Annotated in this window: 13 protein-coding genes, 4 tRNA genes and 1 pseudogene; all 18 read left to right on the top strand. The window is 34.8% G+C overall.

The window, feature by feature from the left end; genetic code table 11:
* Positions 1 to 32: 32 nt before the first annotated feature.
* Positions 33 to 115: transfer RNA gene (locus IEV50_RS05820), tRNA-Tyr, on the top strand.
* An 86-nt stretch (positions 116 to 201) separates the two neighbouring features.
* Positions 202 to 274 (top strand) — tRNA-Gly (locus IEV50_RS05815).
* An 87-nt stretch (positions 275 to 361) separates the two neighbouring features.
* A tRNA-Thr gene (locus IEV50_RS05810) sits at positions 362 to 433 on the top strand.
* Positions 434 to 556: 123 nt separating this feature from the next.
* Positions 557 to 1,744 (top strand): elongation factor Tu, encoded by a 1,188-nt coding sequence (tuf, locus tag IEV50_RS05805; protein WP_123205454.1) that lies wholly within the window; start codon positions 557 to 559, stop codon positions 1,742 to 1,744.
* Between the two features lie 103 nt (positions 1,745 to 1,847).
* Positions 1,848 to 1,918 (top strand) — tRNA-Trp (locus IEV50_RS05800).
* Positions 1,919 to 2,025: 107 nt separating this feature from the next.
* A complete protein-coding gene (gene secE / locus IEV50_RS05795; RefSeq protein ID WP_056092816.1) occupies positions 2,026 to 2,223 on the top strand; it encodes a preprotein translocase subunit SecE in 198 nt (65 codons plus the stop codon).
* A gap of 7 nt (positions 2,224 to 2,230) precedes the next feature.
* On the top strand, positions 2,231 to 2,773 hold the full coding sequence (gene nusG, locus IEV50_RS05790; RefSeq protein ID WP_056092813.1) for a transcription termination/antitermination protein NusG: 543 nt from the start codon (positions 2,231 to 2,233) through the stop codon (positions 2,771 to 2,773).
* Between the two features lie 197 nt (positions 2,774 to 2,970).
* Positions 2,971 to 4,407 (top strand): hypothetical protein, encoded by a 1,437-nt coding sequence (locus IEV50_RS05785; protein ID WP_188412288.1) that lies wholly within the window; start codon positions 2,971 to 2,973, stop codon positions 4,405 to 4,407.
* Positions 4,408 to 4,413: 6 nt separating this feature from the next.
* Positions 4,414 to 4,950: a hypothetical protein gene (locus IEV50_RS05780; protein ID WP_188412287.1), complete on the top strand. Its 537-nt coding sequence runs from the start codon at positions 4,414 to 4,416 to the stop codon at positions 4,948 to 4,950.
* Positions 4,951 to 5,082: 132 nt separating this feature from the next.
* Positions 5,083 to 5,187, top strand: a pseudogene (locus tag IEV50_RS19605) (transcription termination/antitermination protein NusG); the annotation flags it as partial.
* A 104-nt stretch (positions 5,188 to 5,291) separates the two neighbouring features.
* Positions 5,292 to 5,687 carry a hypothetical protein gene (locus tag IEV50_RS05775; protein WP_188412286.1) on the top strand — a complete coding sequence of 132 codons (396 nt, stop codon included), beginning with the start codon at positions 5,292 to 5,294 and terminating at the stop codon, positions 5,685 to 5,687.
* Between the two features lie 50 nt (positions 5,688 to 5,737).
* Complete coding sequence (locus IEV50_RS05770) at positions 5,738 to 6,427, top strand: hypothetical protein (protein ID WP_188412285.1); 690 nt, start codon at positions 5,738 to 5,740, stop codon at positions 6,425 to 6,427.
* On the top strand, positions 6,424 to 6,888 hold the full coding sequence (locus IEV50_RS05765) for a hypothetical protein (RefSeq protein WP_188412284.1): 465 nt from the start codon (positions 6,424 to 6,426) through the stop codon (positions 6,886 to 6,888). Before IEV50_RS05770 ends, IEV50_RS05765 begins: the two co-directional genes overlap by 4 nt.
* Positions 6,889 to 7,058: 170 nt before the next feature.
* Positions 7,059 to 7,502 (top strand): 50S ribosomal protein L11, encoded by a 444-nt coding sequence (rplK, locus tag IEV50_RS05760; protein WP_010601094.1) that lies wholly within the window; start codon positions 7,059 to 7,061, stop codon positions 7,500 to 7,502.
* A gap of 19 nt (positions 7,503 to 7,521) precedes the next feature.
* Entirely contained in the window at positions 7,522 to 8,220 is a 699-nt protein-coding gene (gene rplA, locus IEV50_RS05755; RefSeq protein WP_123205453.1) for a 50S ribosomal protein L1, read from the top strand.
* A gap of 2 nt (positions 8,221 to 8,222) precedes the next feature.
* Positions 8,223 to 8,744: a 50S ribosomal protein L10 gene (gene rplJ / locus IEV50_RS05750; protein ID WP_188412283.1), complete on the top strand. Its 522-nt coding sequence runs from the start codon at positions 8,223 to 8,225 to the stop codon at positions 8,742 to 8,744.
* Between the two features lie 63 nt (positions 8,745 to 8,807).
* Positions 8,808 to 9,185: a 50S ribosomal protein L7/L12 gene (gene rplL, locus IEV50_RS05745; protein WP_188412282.1), complete on the top strand. Its 378-nt coding sequence runs from the start codon at positions 8,808 to 8,810 to the stop codon at positions 9,183 to 9,185.
* Between the two features lie 157 nt (positions 9,186 to 9,342).
* Positions 9,343 to 13,146, top strand: a complete 3,804-nt coding sequence (gene rpoB, locus IEV50_RS05740; protein WP_188412281.1) for a DNA-directed RNA polymerase subunit beta — start codon at positions 9,343 to 9,345, stop codon at positions 13,144 to 13,146.
* Positions 13,147 to 13,190: the final 44 nt, after the last annotated feature.

Here is a 13,190-nt window from a genome sequence, read left to right as displayed (position 1 = left end):
ATTGAAAAGTGTTCGCATTTTAAGATAAAGTTGGGGAGATTCCAGAGCGGCCAAATGGGACAGACTGTAACTCTGTTATCGCAAGATTTCGAAGGTTCGAATCCTTCTCTCCCCACGAATTAATGTAAGAATGATTAAATTTTGAATGACAGAATGATTACATTCACTCATTATATAATTCACTCAATCAATCATTAAAAAGCGGAAGTAGCTCAGTTGGTAGAGCGATAGCCTTCCAAGCTATAGGTCGCGAGTTCGAACCTCGTCTTCCGCTCTTGGTAGTTCATTAGTAAATTGGTTCAATGGTTTATTATTAGACTAATGAACATATGAACGAGTGAACTAATGAGCTTTAAAAAAAGCCGACTTAGCTCAGCGGTAGAGCACTTCCTTGGTAAGGAAGAGGTCATGGGTTCAATTCCCATAGTTGGCTCAGGTAAAATAAACTTTGTTAAATCTGTTATTTACAGAATGGACAAGGTTTTTTGTGTTGCATTGCAATAAAAAAATAAATAGAAATAATAAAAAGTTAACCTACTAATTAGTTATAAATAAAATGGCAAAAGAAAAATTTGACCGTAGTAAACCGCACTTAAACATCGGTACAATCGGTCACGTCGATCACGGTAAAACAACTTTAACAGCAGCTATTACAAAAGTTTTGGCTGATGCAGGTTTATCTGAGGCACGTTCATTCGATTCAATTGACTCAGCTCCTGAGGAAAAAGAAAGAGGTATTACAATTAATACTGCGCACGTTGAGTATTCAACTGCAAACCGTCACTACGCACACGTAGATTGTCCAGGTCACGCGGATTATGTTAAAAACATGGTTACAGGTGCGGCTCAAATGGATGGTGCTATTATCGTTGTTGCTGCTACTGATGGTCCAATGCCACAAACTCGTGAGCACATCTTATTGGCTCGTCAGGTTGGTGTACCTTCATTAGTTGTATTCATGAACAAAGTGGATATGGTTGATGATCCTGAATTATTAGAATTAGTAGAAATGGAAGTTCGTGAATTATTATCGTTCTACGATTTCCCTGGTGATGATATTCCTGTTATTCAAGGTTCTGCTTTAGGTGGCTTGAACGGTGATGCTAAATGGGTTGGAAAAATCATGGAGTTAATGGATGCTGTAGATAGCTATATTCCAATTCCTCCACGTTTAACTGAACTTCCTTTCTTAATGCCTGTTGAAGATGTATTCTCGATCACTGGTCGTGGTACTGTTGCAACTGGTCGTATTGAGCGTGGTGTAATCAACTCAGGTGATCCGGTTGAAATCTTAGGTATGGGTGCTGAGAACTTAAAATCTACAGTTACTGGTGTTGAGATGTTCCGTAAAATTTTAGATTACGGTGAAGCTGGTGATAACGTTGGTTTATTATTACGTGGTATTGAGAAAACTGATATCCGTCGTGGTATGGTAATCTGTAAACCAGGTTCAGTAACTCCACACACTGATTTCAAAGCTGAGATCTATGTATTATCAAAAGCAGAAGGTGGTCGTCACACTCCATTCTTCAACAAATACCGTCCACAATTCTATTTCCGTACAACAGATGTTACTGGTGAAATTTCATTAGCTGAAGGTACTGAGATGGTAATGCCAGGTGATAACGTTACAATTTCGGTGAAATTGATCAACGCAATCGCAATGGAAAAAGGTCTACGTTTCGCAATCCGTGAGGGTGGTAGAACTGTAGGTGCTGGCCAGGTAACTGAAATAGTAAAATAAAAATAAGGAAAGCTTAAGGCAAAAAGCTAAAAGTTTTCCTGAATTAAGTTATAAGCATAAAGCAACAGGTTTAACCCATTAGCTTTATGCTTTTAACTTCTACACGGGAATAGTTCAATGGTAGAATAGAGGTCTCCAAAACCTTTGATCAGGGTTCGAATCCTTGTTCCCGTGCTTAAATAATGATTGATTTTTGAATGAATGAATGATTGAATTTGAAAGACTATCTTCAGATATTATCATTCACACATTTTCTCATTCTCTCATTCAATAATTTTGATATGGCTAAAGTAGTTCAGTTTATAAAAGAATCGTATGATGAAATGACCCAGAAGGTTACATGGCCTACCTGGGGAGAACTTCAAAACTCGGCGGTACTTGTTTTAGTAGCCTCTTTAATTATTGCATTAATCATTTTTGCAATGGATAAAGGTTCAGTTTTCGTTTTAGATACTTTTTACAAATCACTTTCTAACTAATATACTAATGAGCGATCTTTTAAAGTGGTATGTTGTAAGAGCAGTAAGCGGTAAAGAAAAAAAGGTAAAACAGTACATTGATGCTGAAATTAGTCGTTTAGGTTTTTCACATTTGGTTCCTCAGGTTTTAATACCTATGGAAAAATATTACCAAATGAAAGACGGAAAGAAAATTGCAAAAGAACGTAATTTTTATCCTGGATACGTATTGATTGAGGCAACTTTAGATGGTGAATTAGAACACATTATAAAAGGAATAAATAGTGTTATCGGATTTTTAGGCGATAAAGCCGGTAATCCAATCCCAATGCGCCAGGCAGAAGTTAACCGTATTTTAGGTAAGGTTGATGAAATGAGTGAGCAAGGTGAGATGATGAATGTTCCTTTCTACGTTGGCGAAAACATTAAAGTTATGGATGGACCTTTCAATGGTTTTACTGGTGTTATTGAAGAAGTTAACGAAGAGAAGAAAAAATTAAAAGTTATGGTTAAGATTTTCGGTCGTAAAACACCATTGGAACTTAATTATATGCAGGTAGAAAAAGAGTAGATAGATTTACGATTTTAATATTATAACAAAAAAAGCTTTCCTCAAAAGGGAAAGCTTTTTTGCGTTTGGCCTGATTTACTTTGTAGTATAAGTAAAATTGAAATGTATAATTTATTCTTATTTTGTCTTTTTTATTTTTACATTCGCTTACTTCATCTCTCAAATAATTATTAATTACTAAAATCTAAATTAACAAAATGAGGAAAACCTACGCCTTGTTGAAGCAGAATGTGCTAGCTTTAACTTTATTATTTGCGGTATCTATTACTATTTATTCTTGTAAAAAAGATTCGAATAGACAGGAAACTATTTCACAGTCTGATCTGGTGGTGTTGCAAAGCTGGTTTAAACTGAATGCTACTGTTTTTAGTTCGAGTAGATTTAAAACCATGAGTCCTAATTGGGAAAATATTTTTATTAACAATCAGCCAGATCAAACAGTTTATGAGATCACTTTAAATAACCCGGATCAAATTTTCCAAACTAGTAAAACTCTAGATAAGGGAAGCGAGAAAATGTATAGAAACAAAAATGACATCCGGTTACTAATTTTTAAAGATAAAAGAACAAATCATATCTTATATGGTGCTTATTTATCCATAATTAATGAAGCAAGCTCATCCAATATTAATTTAATTAAGTATAAGGCTTACCAAAACTTAACTGGTAAAATTTTATATTATAATATTGACGGCAGTTTTGCAAATGGCTGGAATTACATTAATGGTGCTGTTAAAAATCAAATATCATTAAGTAATGAAGCAGCTTATATAAATTCAAATTTCGATAAACTTGCTCAACTCTCAAATGATAATTATGGGAATGGCAGGTTGCAAAAAGAATCTTCTGATCCTTGTTTAACAGGAATACCTGATTACGGGATTAGTTGTGTCGGTACAGATGCATATATGCAATGCTCGTATTATATAACTGGCTACACTTACATTAACAATTGTGGAGGAGGTGGTGGATTGATTGGAGATACTGGAGGTTATACGCCCACGCCAATAGGTCAACCACATAATGGGGGGGGTGGTGGAAACAGTAATAATTCAAATAGAGATATTATTGATAGTGTTCAAAATCCATGCATAAAAGCACAGCTAGCGCTTGCAAAAAGTGCAAAAACAACAATAAGAAATATGTTGAATAACGAATTTGGGACAAATAACTTCAATGAACGAGACATTTTTTTCTATGATATTACAACTTTACCTGATACGACTGCCGGTACTACACATGGTAATAGTGCATATTCGTTCATTATTAACTTAAATAAAAATACATTGCCACAAAGATCAAAGGAATATATTTTATCTACAATATATCATGAAGTCTTGCACGCTTATATGGATACCCAAATCGGAAAGGATTCTTCGGGTAAATATTTAATATCTAATCAGCATGAAACCATGGCAAATAATTATATATTATTGATGACTGGAGCACTAAAAATTGCTTTTCCAAATCTTGGTGATAGAGATGCCTGGGCATTATCTTGGGGAGGTTTAGAAGAAACTCCATTTTATACAACAATGCTCTCAGTCACTGAGCAAGCAGAAATCCAAAATCTGAATGAAAGGCACAAAAAAGCAACTGATGCAAATTTGAGACATGGTACTTATTGTAATTAGAATAATATGAAACGAATAATTATTTGTATATGTTTTCTATTAAGTTTTGTAAACATATGTTTTTCTCAACAATCAAATATGGATGAATCGATGCCCATATCTATTATATCTTCAAAACAGAAAGAAGATATAAGAATTTCAATTCTGAAAAGATTGGATAAATATATAAAGAGTAAAACGTTATTTAGTAAGCCAAAAAATAGTGTTTTTTTATTTTCACTTGGTCTTTCTGTTGATTCATTAGGTAATGTTGACAATGTTTTTTTTTCAAACGATAGCTTAAGAAATACATCTGAGATTTTAGTTGTCAATGATAATTTAATAGGCGACTTAAAAAAAATGCAAGTTGATAATTTAGTTTATAAAAATAAGATATTGATTTTTTCTGTCCTTTTTAAAAGACCCGAAGATGATAAAATTTCTAATTTTAATGAATTTCTAACTAGCTTTTCATCATTGTGGCCTGCAATTAATCCCAATATAAAACGTGAAGTATTGTTATTACAGCCGTTTATAAATGATTTCTTTGATCCGGTAAATTAAATAATATCCTGTTTGAGAAGCATTTTTGAATTAAATTTAGCTTATTCAGCAATAGCTCGAAGTATGTTGATGCTTGAAAATAAAGTTTAACTACATTAATAAATTTTGCCTAATCTATTGTGCATCTGCAAGATTATTCAAATTAACGAAGAGAAGAAAAAATTAAAAGTTATGGTTAAGATTTTTGGACGTAAAACACCATTGGAACTTAGTTATATGCAGGTAGAAAAAGAGTAATTAGATTTACGATTGAAGATTCACGAATTTCGATTTAAAAATATAAAAACCTCCGGAACGTATTTCCGGAGGTTTTTTTTATAAAAATAATATATTTATACTTTATGCAAAGACATTACCTAAACCTCAAAGTAGTTTTAATCATCGTAGTTTGTTTTCTTTTTTATGGGTGTAAAAAGGATGAAAGTTATGAACAGGAAATTATCAGAAATTCAAAAGCGAAATTTTTAAAAGAATTTAAAAATTTGTATCATCGTAAAGATTATTTAGCAATTGTAAATTGGACTAATTACCAATTATTAGAAAATGCCTATGATAAAATTTATATATTTCCATTTAATAATGAAAGTTATGGAGTAAATTCATATTACTATTATAGTATCGATTCAGATAATAACACAAATGCTTTTGTTCGTATAGCTACGGCAGTACTCAATTATGATGATATTATAGGAAATACAAAAGTTAGGCCAGATAGTCAATCCAGATTTACTCAGTAGGTAAGTTTAGAATCTCTGAATTTAGTATTTCGGGTAAGAAAGGTAGATTAATGTCATTAAATGGGGGTATTCGTGATAATGCGATTAGCTTAGGCGGTTGGGAGGGAATTTCTTACTGTAATAACTGTCATAATGGAATTCCTCTGAATGATGTAATTATCAGGCCCGATAATCCTACTGGTAGTCCGTTTTGGAATCCTTGGGGAGACTCTCCACCATCGCCAGGTGGGGGTATAGGTAACTCAAGTAATGTAGGTAATTTTATTATAGATAAGTCAACACAAGATAAATATCCTAAATTTACTGATTTAATAAAGCGATTAGAAAGTTTTGTCGCCAATGATAAAAAAGTTTTGGATGCTTTAATAAAGTGGTCTGGTTATAATCGGGAGCAAATATTAGAAAAGGTAAAGTTTGGTCAAGGACCAACAATTGTTGTTAAAGAATTGACAGGTAAATATGGTTATTTTGATAGAGCAGAAAATCCTAATGTGATAAATATTGATGCAAGTTGGGTAAGAGGCTTAGAGGCTGCTAATTTACTTGAAACACAGGAGGCAACAGGCTTTTTTCTCGCAGTTACAGCTTTGCATGAATTTGTACATCAGTCACGTGCTGCAAACGGATTAGATCGTAACTACGAATATGGCTATGGCTTTGAGCAGTCTGCTTTTGGTTTAATAATTGAAAACGATGGTGTAGCACCTTATAATTATAGATTTAGGCTTTATAAAAAATGAGAAAATTAGTCATATTAGATATTTGTTTTTGCCTTATAAATATAATGCTTTACTGTTCGTGTAAGGGGTACGAAACTAAAAACCTAAATAATAGGGATTCAGTTTTAATAGTAAATGAAGCATTAAACCATATTTTAAGACAAAATATTCTCCCTAAAGAGTATTATAATCAAGCTTTACAACTTATTAAACCCAAAGGATTTAAGCAGGATGTTAAAATAATGATTAATGGAAAAGAGTGTATAATATTAGCAGAGGATAGTAATGTAAAGGATGTTTTAAATAATATGAATATTTATAACCCTCCTCCATTAGTAGAGATACCATTATTAGAATTGAGAAGGGGATTAATATATATGGAAATAATTTTTAGAGCAACAGGACACAGTTTTCTATTAAAAATAAAAAAGGATAAAATTGGAAGATTTAATATCGTTGAAATAAATGAAAAAACTATTTGAGTAATTATAAATAATATAGCGTTAGAATTATTTTACTTCTTCTGTTGCAATAAAATAATATTATCCATATCTTTGCAGTCCTTTTGGTTTTGTATAGAACCGTCTAGGGAATTAAATGTTACATGCTTCCAATATTTAACATTGAGTTTTAAATAAACAAAAAACACAAAATGGCAAAAGAAGTCAGTGCAATGATCAAATTACAGATCAAAGGCGGAGCTGCAAATCCATCGCCACCAGTAGGGCCTGCATTAGGTGCTAAAGGTGTTAACATCATGGAGTTTTGCAAACAATACAACGCTCGTACCCAAGATAAAGCAGGTAAAGTATTGCCGGTTGTAATTACTGTTTATGCTGATAAGTCATTCGATTTCATCATCAAAACCCCTCCAGTAGCCATTCAGTTAAAAGATGCTACTAAATTACAGAGTGGTTCTGCTGAGCCAAACCGTAAAAAAGTTGGATCGGTGACCTGGGACCAGATTAAAGTTATTGCTGAAGATAAAATGCCTGATTTAAATGCATTTACAATCGAATCTGCAATGAGTATGGTTGCCGGTACAGCACGCAGTATGGGAATCACCGTTTCTGGTGACGCACCCTGGAATAATTAATTAAAAACAGTTTACAACAGTGGCGAAATTAACTAAAAATCAAAAAAAGGCACATGCTAAAATAGAAGCTGGTAAAGCTTATACTTTACAGGCTGCTGCTGCTTTGGTAAAAGAAATCACTACTACTAAATTCGATGCGTCAGTTGATATTGATGTTTCTTTAGGTGTAGATCCACGTAAGGCCAATCAAATGGTTCGTGGTATTGCTACTTTACCACACGGTACAGGTAAAACTGTACGTGTTTTAGCTTTAGTAACTCCTGATAAGGAAGAAGAAGCAAAAGCAGCCGGCGCAGACTTCGTAGGTTTAGACGAATATGTGGCTAAAATTGAAGGTGGTTGGACCGATGTAGACATTATTATCACTACACCAGCTTGTATGGCTAAGGTAGGTAAATTAGGCCGTGTTTTAGGTCCAAGGAACTTAATGCCGAATCCAAAATCAGGTACAGTAACTAACGATGTTGGTAAAGCTGTAACTGAGGTTAAAGCAGGTAAAATTGATTTTAAAGTAGACAAAAGCGGTATTATACACGCTTCAATAGGGAAAGTATCATTCCCGGCAGATAAAATTTATGAAAATGCAATGGAGATTATCTCTGTTATTTCTAAATTAAAACCATCTGCTGCAAAAGGAACTTATTTTAAAAGCATTCACGTGTCTTCTACAATGAGTCCTGGAATTGCAATTGAAACCAAATCAGTAGCGGGGATTTAATCATGAACAGAGAAGAAAAAAACGAAGTAGTTGCAGAACTACAAGGACAAATGCAAGAGTATGGCAATTTTTATATTGCTGATACCTCTAGCCTTTCTGTTGAGCAGATAAACAACATCCGTCGCAAATGTTTTGAAGATGATATCATTATGAAAGTTGCTAAAAACACTTTAATTCGCAAAGCGATTGAAGGTTTAGATGGCGATGCATCAGAGATATACGAAGCCCTAAAAGGCTCTTCATCATTATTGTTCTCAAAAACAGCTAATGCTCCGGCTAAGTTGATTAAAGCTTTGAGAAGAACATCTGATAAACCATTGCTTAAGGCAGCATATATAGATTCATCAGTATACGTTGGTGATGACCAATTGAATAACTTAGTAAGCTTAAAATCGAGAGAAGAGCTTATTGGAGATATCGTTGGTTTATTACAATCGCCTGCTAAGAATGTTATATCTGCACTTAAATCAAGTGGTGGAAAAATTGCAGGAATTGTTAAAACTCTACAAGAAAGAGAAGGTTAACGAACACCTTAAGTTCGCAATTAAACAAAATTATTTTACGTAAATTTTTAAAATCTTAATAAAATGGCAGATTTAAAATCGTTTGCTGAGCAATTAGTAAACTTAACCGTTAAAGAAGTTAACGAATTAGCTCAAATCTTAAAAGACGAGTATGGTATCGAGCCTGCAGCTGCTGCTGTAGTTGCTGGTCCTGCTGCTGGTGGTGATGCACCTGCTGCTGCTGCAGAAAAAACATCTTTCGATGTAATTCTTAAAGAAGCTGGTGGCGCTAAATTAGCAGTTGTTAAACTTGTAAAAGACTTAACAGGTCTTGGTTTGAAAGAAGCAAAAGACTTAGTTGATGGAGCACCAAAAGAATTAAAAACTGGTGTTACTAAAGACGAAGCAGAAGCTCTTAAAAAACAATTAGAAGAAGCTGGAGCAGTAGTTGAAATTAAGTAATCACTTAATTTAGCTATGCTAAAAAAGTATTAGACACCGACTGAAAATGTCGGTGTCTTTACCTGTTTATAAACACCTCATTTTGCTTGGTTAATGAGAATGTTTCAAACCCGAACCAAACAAATAGTTTATTCTTAAACTAAAATCTTTTAGTCCATTGGCAAAGACAGTCGAACAAAGAGTAAATTTTGCAACTAGTAAGCACATTATAGACTATCCGGATTTTCTGGATGTGCAATTGCAATCATTCAGAGAATTTTTCCAGATAGACACCACATCAGACGATCGCTCTAGCGAAGGTTTGTTTAAAGTGTTTGCTGAAAACTTTCCAATAACAGATTCAAGAAATATCTTCGTATTGGAGTTTCTTGATTATTTTGTTGATCCGCCACGTTACGATATACACGAGTGTATTGAGCGTGGATTAACCTACAATGTTCCATTAAAAGCAAAGCTTAAGCTTTCTTGTAACGATGTTGAACATGAAGATTTTGAAACCATTATTCAGGATGTGTACTTAGGTACTATCCCGTATATGACACCAAAAGGTACATTTGTTATTAACGGTGCAGAACGTGTTATCGTTTCGCAATTACATCGTTCTCCGGGTGTGTTCTTCGGCCAAAGCCGTCACACTAATGGAACAAAATTGTATTCTGCCCGTGTTATTCCTTTCAAAGGTTCATGGATTGAGTTTGCTACAGACGTTAATAACGTCATGTATGCTTACATCGATCGTAAGAAAAAATTCCCGGTTACCACTTTATTACGTGCTATTGGTTACGATTCTGATAAAGATATCTTAGAGCTTTTCGATCTTGCTGACGAAGTAAAAGTTAGTAAGTCGGGTTTAAAGAAATACATTGGTCGTAAACTGGCGGCAAGAGTATTGAAGAAATGGGTTGAAGATTTTGTAGATGAAGATACAGGTGAGGTAGTTTCTATCGACCGTAATGAAGTGATTCTTGAAAGAGAAACCGTTTTAGAAGACGAACACATTGATATGGTTATTGAGGCTGGCGTAAAAAGCATCATCTTATCAAAAGAAGATGGCGCAAGTCAGGCTGATTATACCATTATATATAATACATTACAAAAAGATACATCAAACTCAGAAAAAGAGGCTGTTGAAAACATCTATCGTGCTTTGCGTAACGCAGAACCACCTGATGAGGAAACAGCTCGTGGTATCATTGATCGTTTATTCTTTTCAGATAAACGTTACGATTTAGGTGATGTTGGTCGTTACCGCATCAACCGTAAATTGAAAATGAATACCCCTGATGAGGTTAAAGTTTTAACAAAAGCGGATATTATCGCCATTGTTAAATATCTGATCAAGTTGATCAACTCAAAAGAAGAAGTGGATGATATTGATCACTTATCTAACCGTCGTGTACGTACGGTAGGTGAGCAGTTGTACGCACAATTTGGTGTTGGTTTGGCCCGTATGGCCAGAACAATCCGTGAGCGTATGAACATTCGTGATAACGAGGTGTTTACACCAACTGATTTAATTAACGCCCGTACGTTATCATCAGTTATTAACTCTTTCTTTGGTACCAATCAGTTATCTCAGTTCATGGACCAAACGAATCCATTAGCAGAGATTACGCATAAACGTCGTTTATCAGCTTTAGGCCCAGGTGGTTTATCACGGGAGCGTGCTGGTTTCGAAGTTCGTGATGTGCATTATACTCACTATGGTCGTTTATGTACAATTGAAACGCCAGAGGGACCAAACATTGGTTTAATTTCATCACTTTGTGTGCATGCGAAAATCAATAATTTAGGTTTCATCGAAACACCCTACAAACGTGTTGAAGATGGTAAAGTAGTTGTTGATTCGGATGTTATTTATTTATCTGCAGAAGATGAAGATGGTAAAACCATTGCTCAAGCTAATGCAGAATATGATGATAAAGGTGTATTTACCACGCCACGTGTTAAAGCACGTTACGAGGGTGACTTCCCGATTATTGAGCCTGAGAAATTAGACTTAATGGATGTTGCACCAAACCAGATTACTTCAATAGCTGCTTCGTTAATTCCGTTCTTAGAACATGATGATGCAAACAGGGCTTTGATGGGATCGAATATGCAACGTCAGGCTGTACCATTATTACGTCCTGAAGCACCAATCGTTGGTACAGGTTTAGAAGGTCGCGTTGCACGTGATTCAAGAACTTTAATCAATGCTGAAGGTAATGGTATTGTAGAGTATGTTGATGCTAATGAAATCACTATTAAATATGATCGTAACGAAGATGATCGTTTAGTTTCATTTGAAGGTGATAGCAAAACTTACCGTTTAATTAAGTTCAAAAAAACCAATCAGAATACTTGTATCAACTTAAAACCAATTGTTAAAAAAGGTCAGAAAGTTACTAAAGGACAAGTACTTTGCGAAGGTTATGCAACTCAAAACGGTGAATTAGCATTGGGTAGAAACTTGAAAGTGGCTTTCATGCCTTGGCAAGGTTTCAACTTTGAGGATGCGATTGTTATTAACGAGCGTATTGTTCGTGATGACATTTTCACTTCATTACATATTGAAGAGTTTGAATTAGAAGTACGCGATACTAAACGTGGGGAAGAGGAATTAACACCGGATATCCCTAATGTTTCTGAAGAGGCTACTAAAGACCTTGATGAAAATGGTATTATCCGTGTAGGTGCTGATGTAAAAGAAGGTGATATTTTAATTGGTAAGATTACTCCAAAAGGAGAATCTGATCCATCACCTGAAGAGAAATTACTACGAGCAATTTTTGGTGATAAAGCAGGTGATGTTAAAGATGCGTCTTTAAAAACTCCTCCTTCAATCCAAGGTGTAGTAATTGATACTAAATTATTCAGTCGTGCTAAGAAAACTACAAAAGCTGAAGAAAAATCGGCAATTGAGAAATTAGACAAAGGATATACAAATATCACTGAGAAATTAAAAGCAGAATTAGTAGATAAATTATTCACTATTGTAAACGGAAAAACATCTCAGGGTGTATTCAACATTTACAAGGAATTATTGGTTGCTAAAGGCGCTAAATTTACTCAGAAAATTTTAGCAGATCTTGAGTTTGCTCACATTAGCCCTAACAAATGGACTACTGATGATGACAAAAACGAGATGATTAAATTATTGCTTCACAACTACGGTATCCGTGTTAACGAAGAACTTGGTGCTTACAAACGCGATAAATTTGCGATTAGTGTGGGTGATGAGCTTCCATCGGGTATTGTACAAATGGCAAAAGTTTATGTTGCTAAAAAACGTAAATTAAAAGTAGGTGATAAAATGGCGGGTCGCCACGGTAATAAAGGTATTGTTGCACGTATTGTACGTGATGAAGATATGCCTTTCTTGGCTGATGGTACTCCGGTTGATATCGTGTTGAACCCATTGGGTGTACCTTCACGTATGAACCTTGGCCAGATTTATGAAACTATTTTGGCATGGGCAGGTCAGGAATTAGGTGTTAAATTTGCAACTCCAATTTTTGATGGTGCTACCCATACCGAGGTAGAAGAATGGATTGCTAAAGCAGGAGTTCCTGCTTCAGGTAAAACTTACTTATACAATGGTTTAACTGGTGAGCGTTTCGATCAGACTACAACAGTAGGTATTATCTACATGTTGAAATTAGGTCACATGGTTGATGATAAAATGCATGCTCGTTCAATCGGACCATACTCATTAATTACACAACAGCCATTGGGTGGTAAAGCTCAATTCGGTGGTCAGCGTTTTGGCGAGATGGAGGTTTGGGCATTAGAGGCATTCGGTGCTGCTAATATTCTTCAAGAGATATTAACCGTTAAATCGGATGATGTTATCGGAAGAGCCAAAACTTACGAAGCCATTGTTAAAGGTGAAAACCTACCAACGCCAGGTGTACCAGAATCATTTAATGTATTGGTACATGAGTTACGCGGTTTAGGTTTAGATATTACGTTAGATTAACTAAGCTGAAAGCTGAAAGCTGAAAGCAAAAAGATGAAAGCTTA

Source organism: Pedobacter mendelii, from assembly GCF_014635725.1.
GTDB classification, from domain to species: domain Bacteria; phylum Bacteroidota; class Bacteroidia; order Sphingobacteriales; family Sphingobacteriaceae; genus Pedobacter; species Pedobacter mendelii.
This window is presented reverse-complemented; position numbering and strand designations above follow the sequence as displayed.

What these genes read in the sequence shown, in the direction of transcription:
- tuf (WP_123205454.1), top strand. Translation starts at nt 557, where the DNA reads ATGGCAAAAGAAAAATTTGACCGTAGTAAACCGCACTTAAACATCGGT.
- secE (WP_056092816.1), top strand. Translation starts at nt 2,026, where the DNA reads ATGGCTAAAGTAGTTCAGTTTATAAAAGAATCGTATGATGAAATGACC.
- nusG (WP_056092813.1), top strand. Translation starts at nt 2,231, where the DNA reads ATGAGCGATCTTTTAAAGTGGTATGTTGTAAGAGCAGTAAGCGGTAAA.
- IEV50_RS05785 (WP_188412288.1), top strand. Translation starts at nt 2,971, where the DNA reads ATGAGGAAAACCTACGCCTTGTTGAAGCAGAATGTGCTAGCTTTAACT.
- IEV50_RS05780 (WP_188412287.1), top strand. Translation starts at nt 4,414, where the DNA reads ATGAAACGAATAATTATTTGTATATGTTTTCTATTAAGTTTTGTAAAC.
- IEV50_RS05775 (WP_188412286.1), top strand. Translation starts at nt 5,292, where the DNA reads ATGCAAAGACATTACCTAAACCTCAAAGTAGTTTTAATCATCGTAGTT.
- IEV50_RS05770 (WP_188412285.1), top strand. Translation starts at nt 5,738, where the DNA reads ATGTCATTAAATGGGGGTATTCGTGATAATGCGATTAGCTTAGGCGGT.
- IEV50_RS05765 (WP_188412284.1), top strand. Translation starts at nt 6,424, where the DNA reads ATGAGAAAATTAGTCATATTAGATATTTGTTTTTGCCTTATAAATATA.
- rplK (WP_010601094.1), top strand. Translation starts at nt 7,059, where the DNA reads ATGGCAAAAGAAGTCAGTGCAATGATCAAATTACAGATCAAAGGCGGA.
- rplJ (WP_188412283.1), top strand. Translation starts at nt 8,223, where the DNA reads ATGAACAGAGAAGAAAAAAACGAAGTAGTTGCAGAACTACAAGGACAA.
- rplL (WP_188412282.1), top strand. Translation starts at nt 8,808, where the DNA reads ATGGCAGATTTAAAATCGTTTGCTGAGCAATTAGTAAACTTAACCGTT.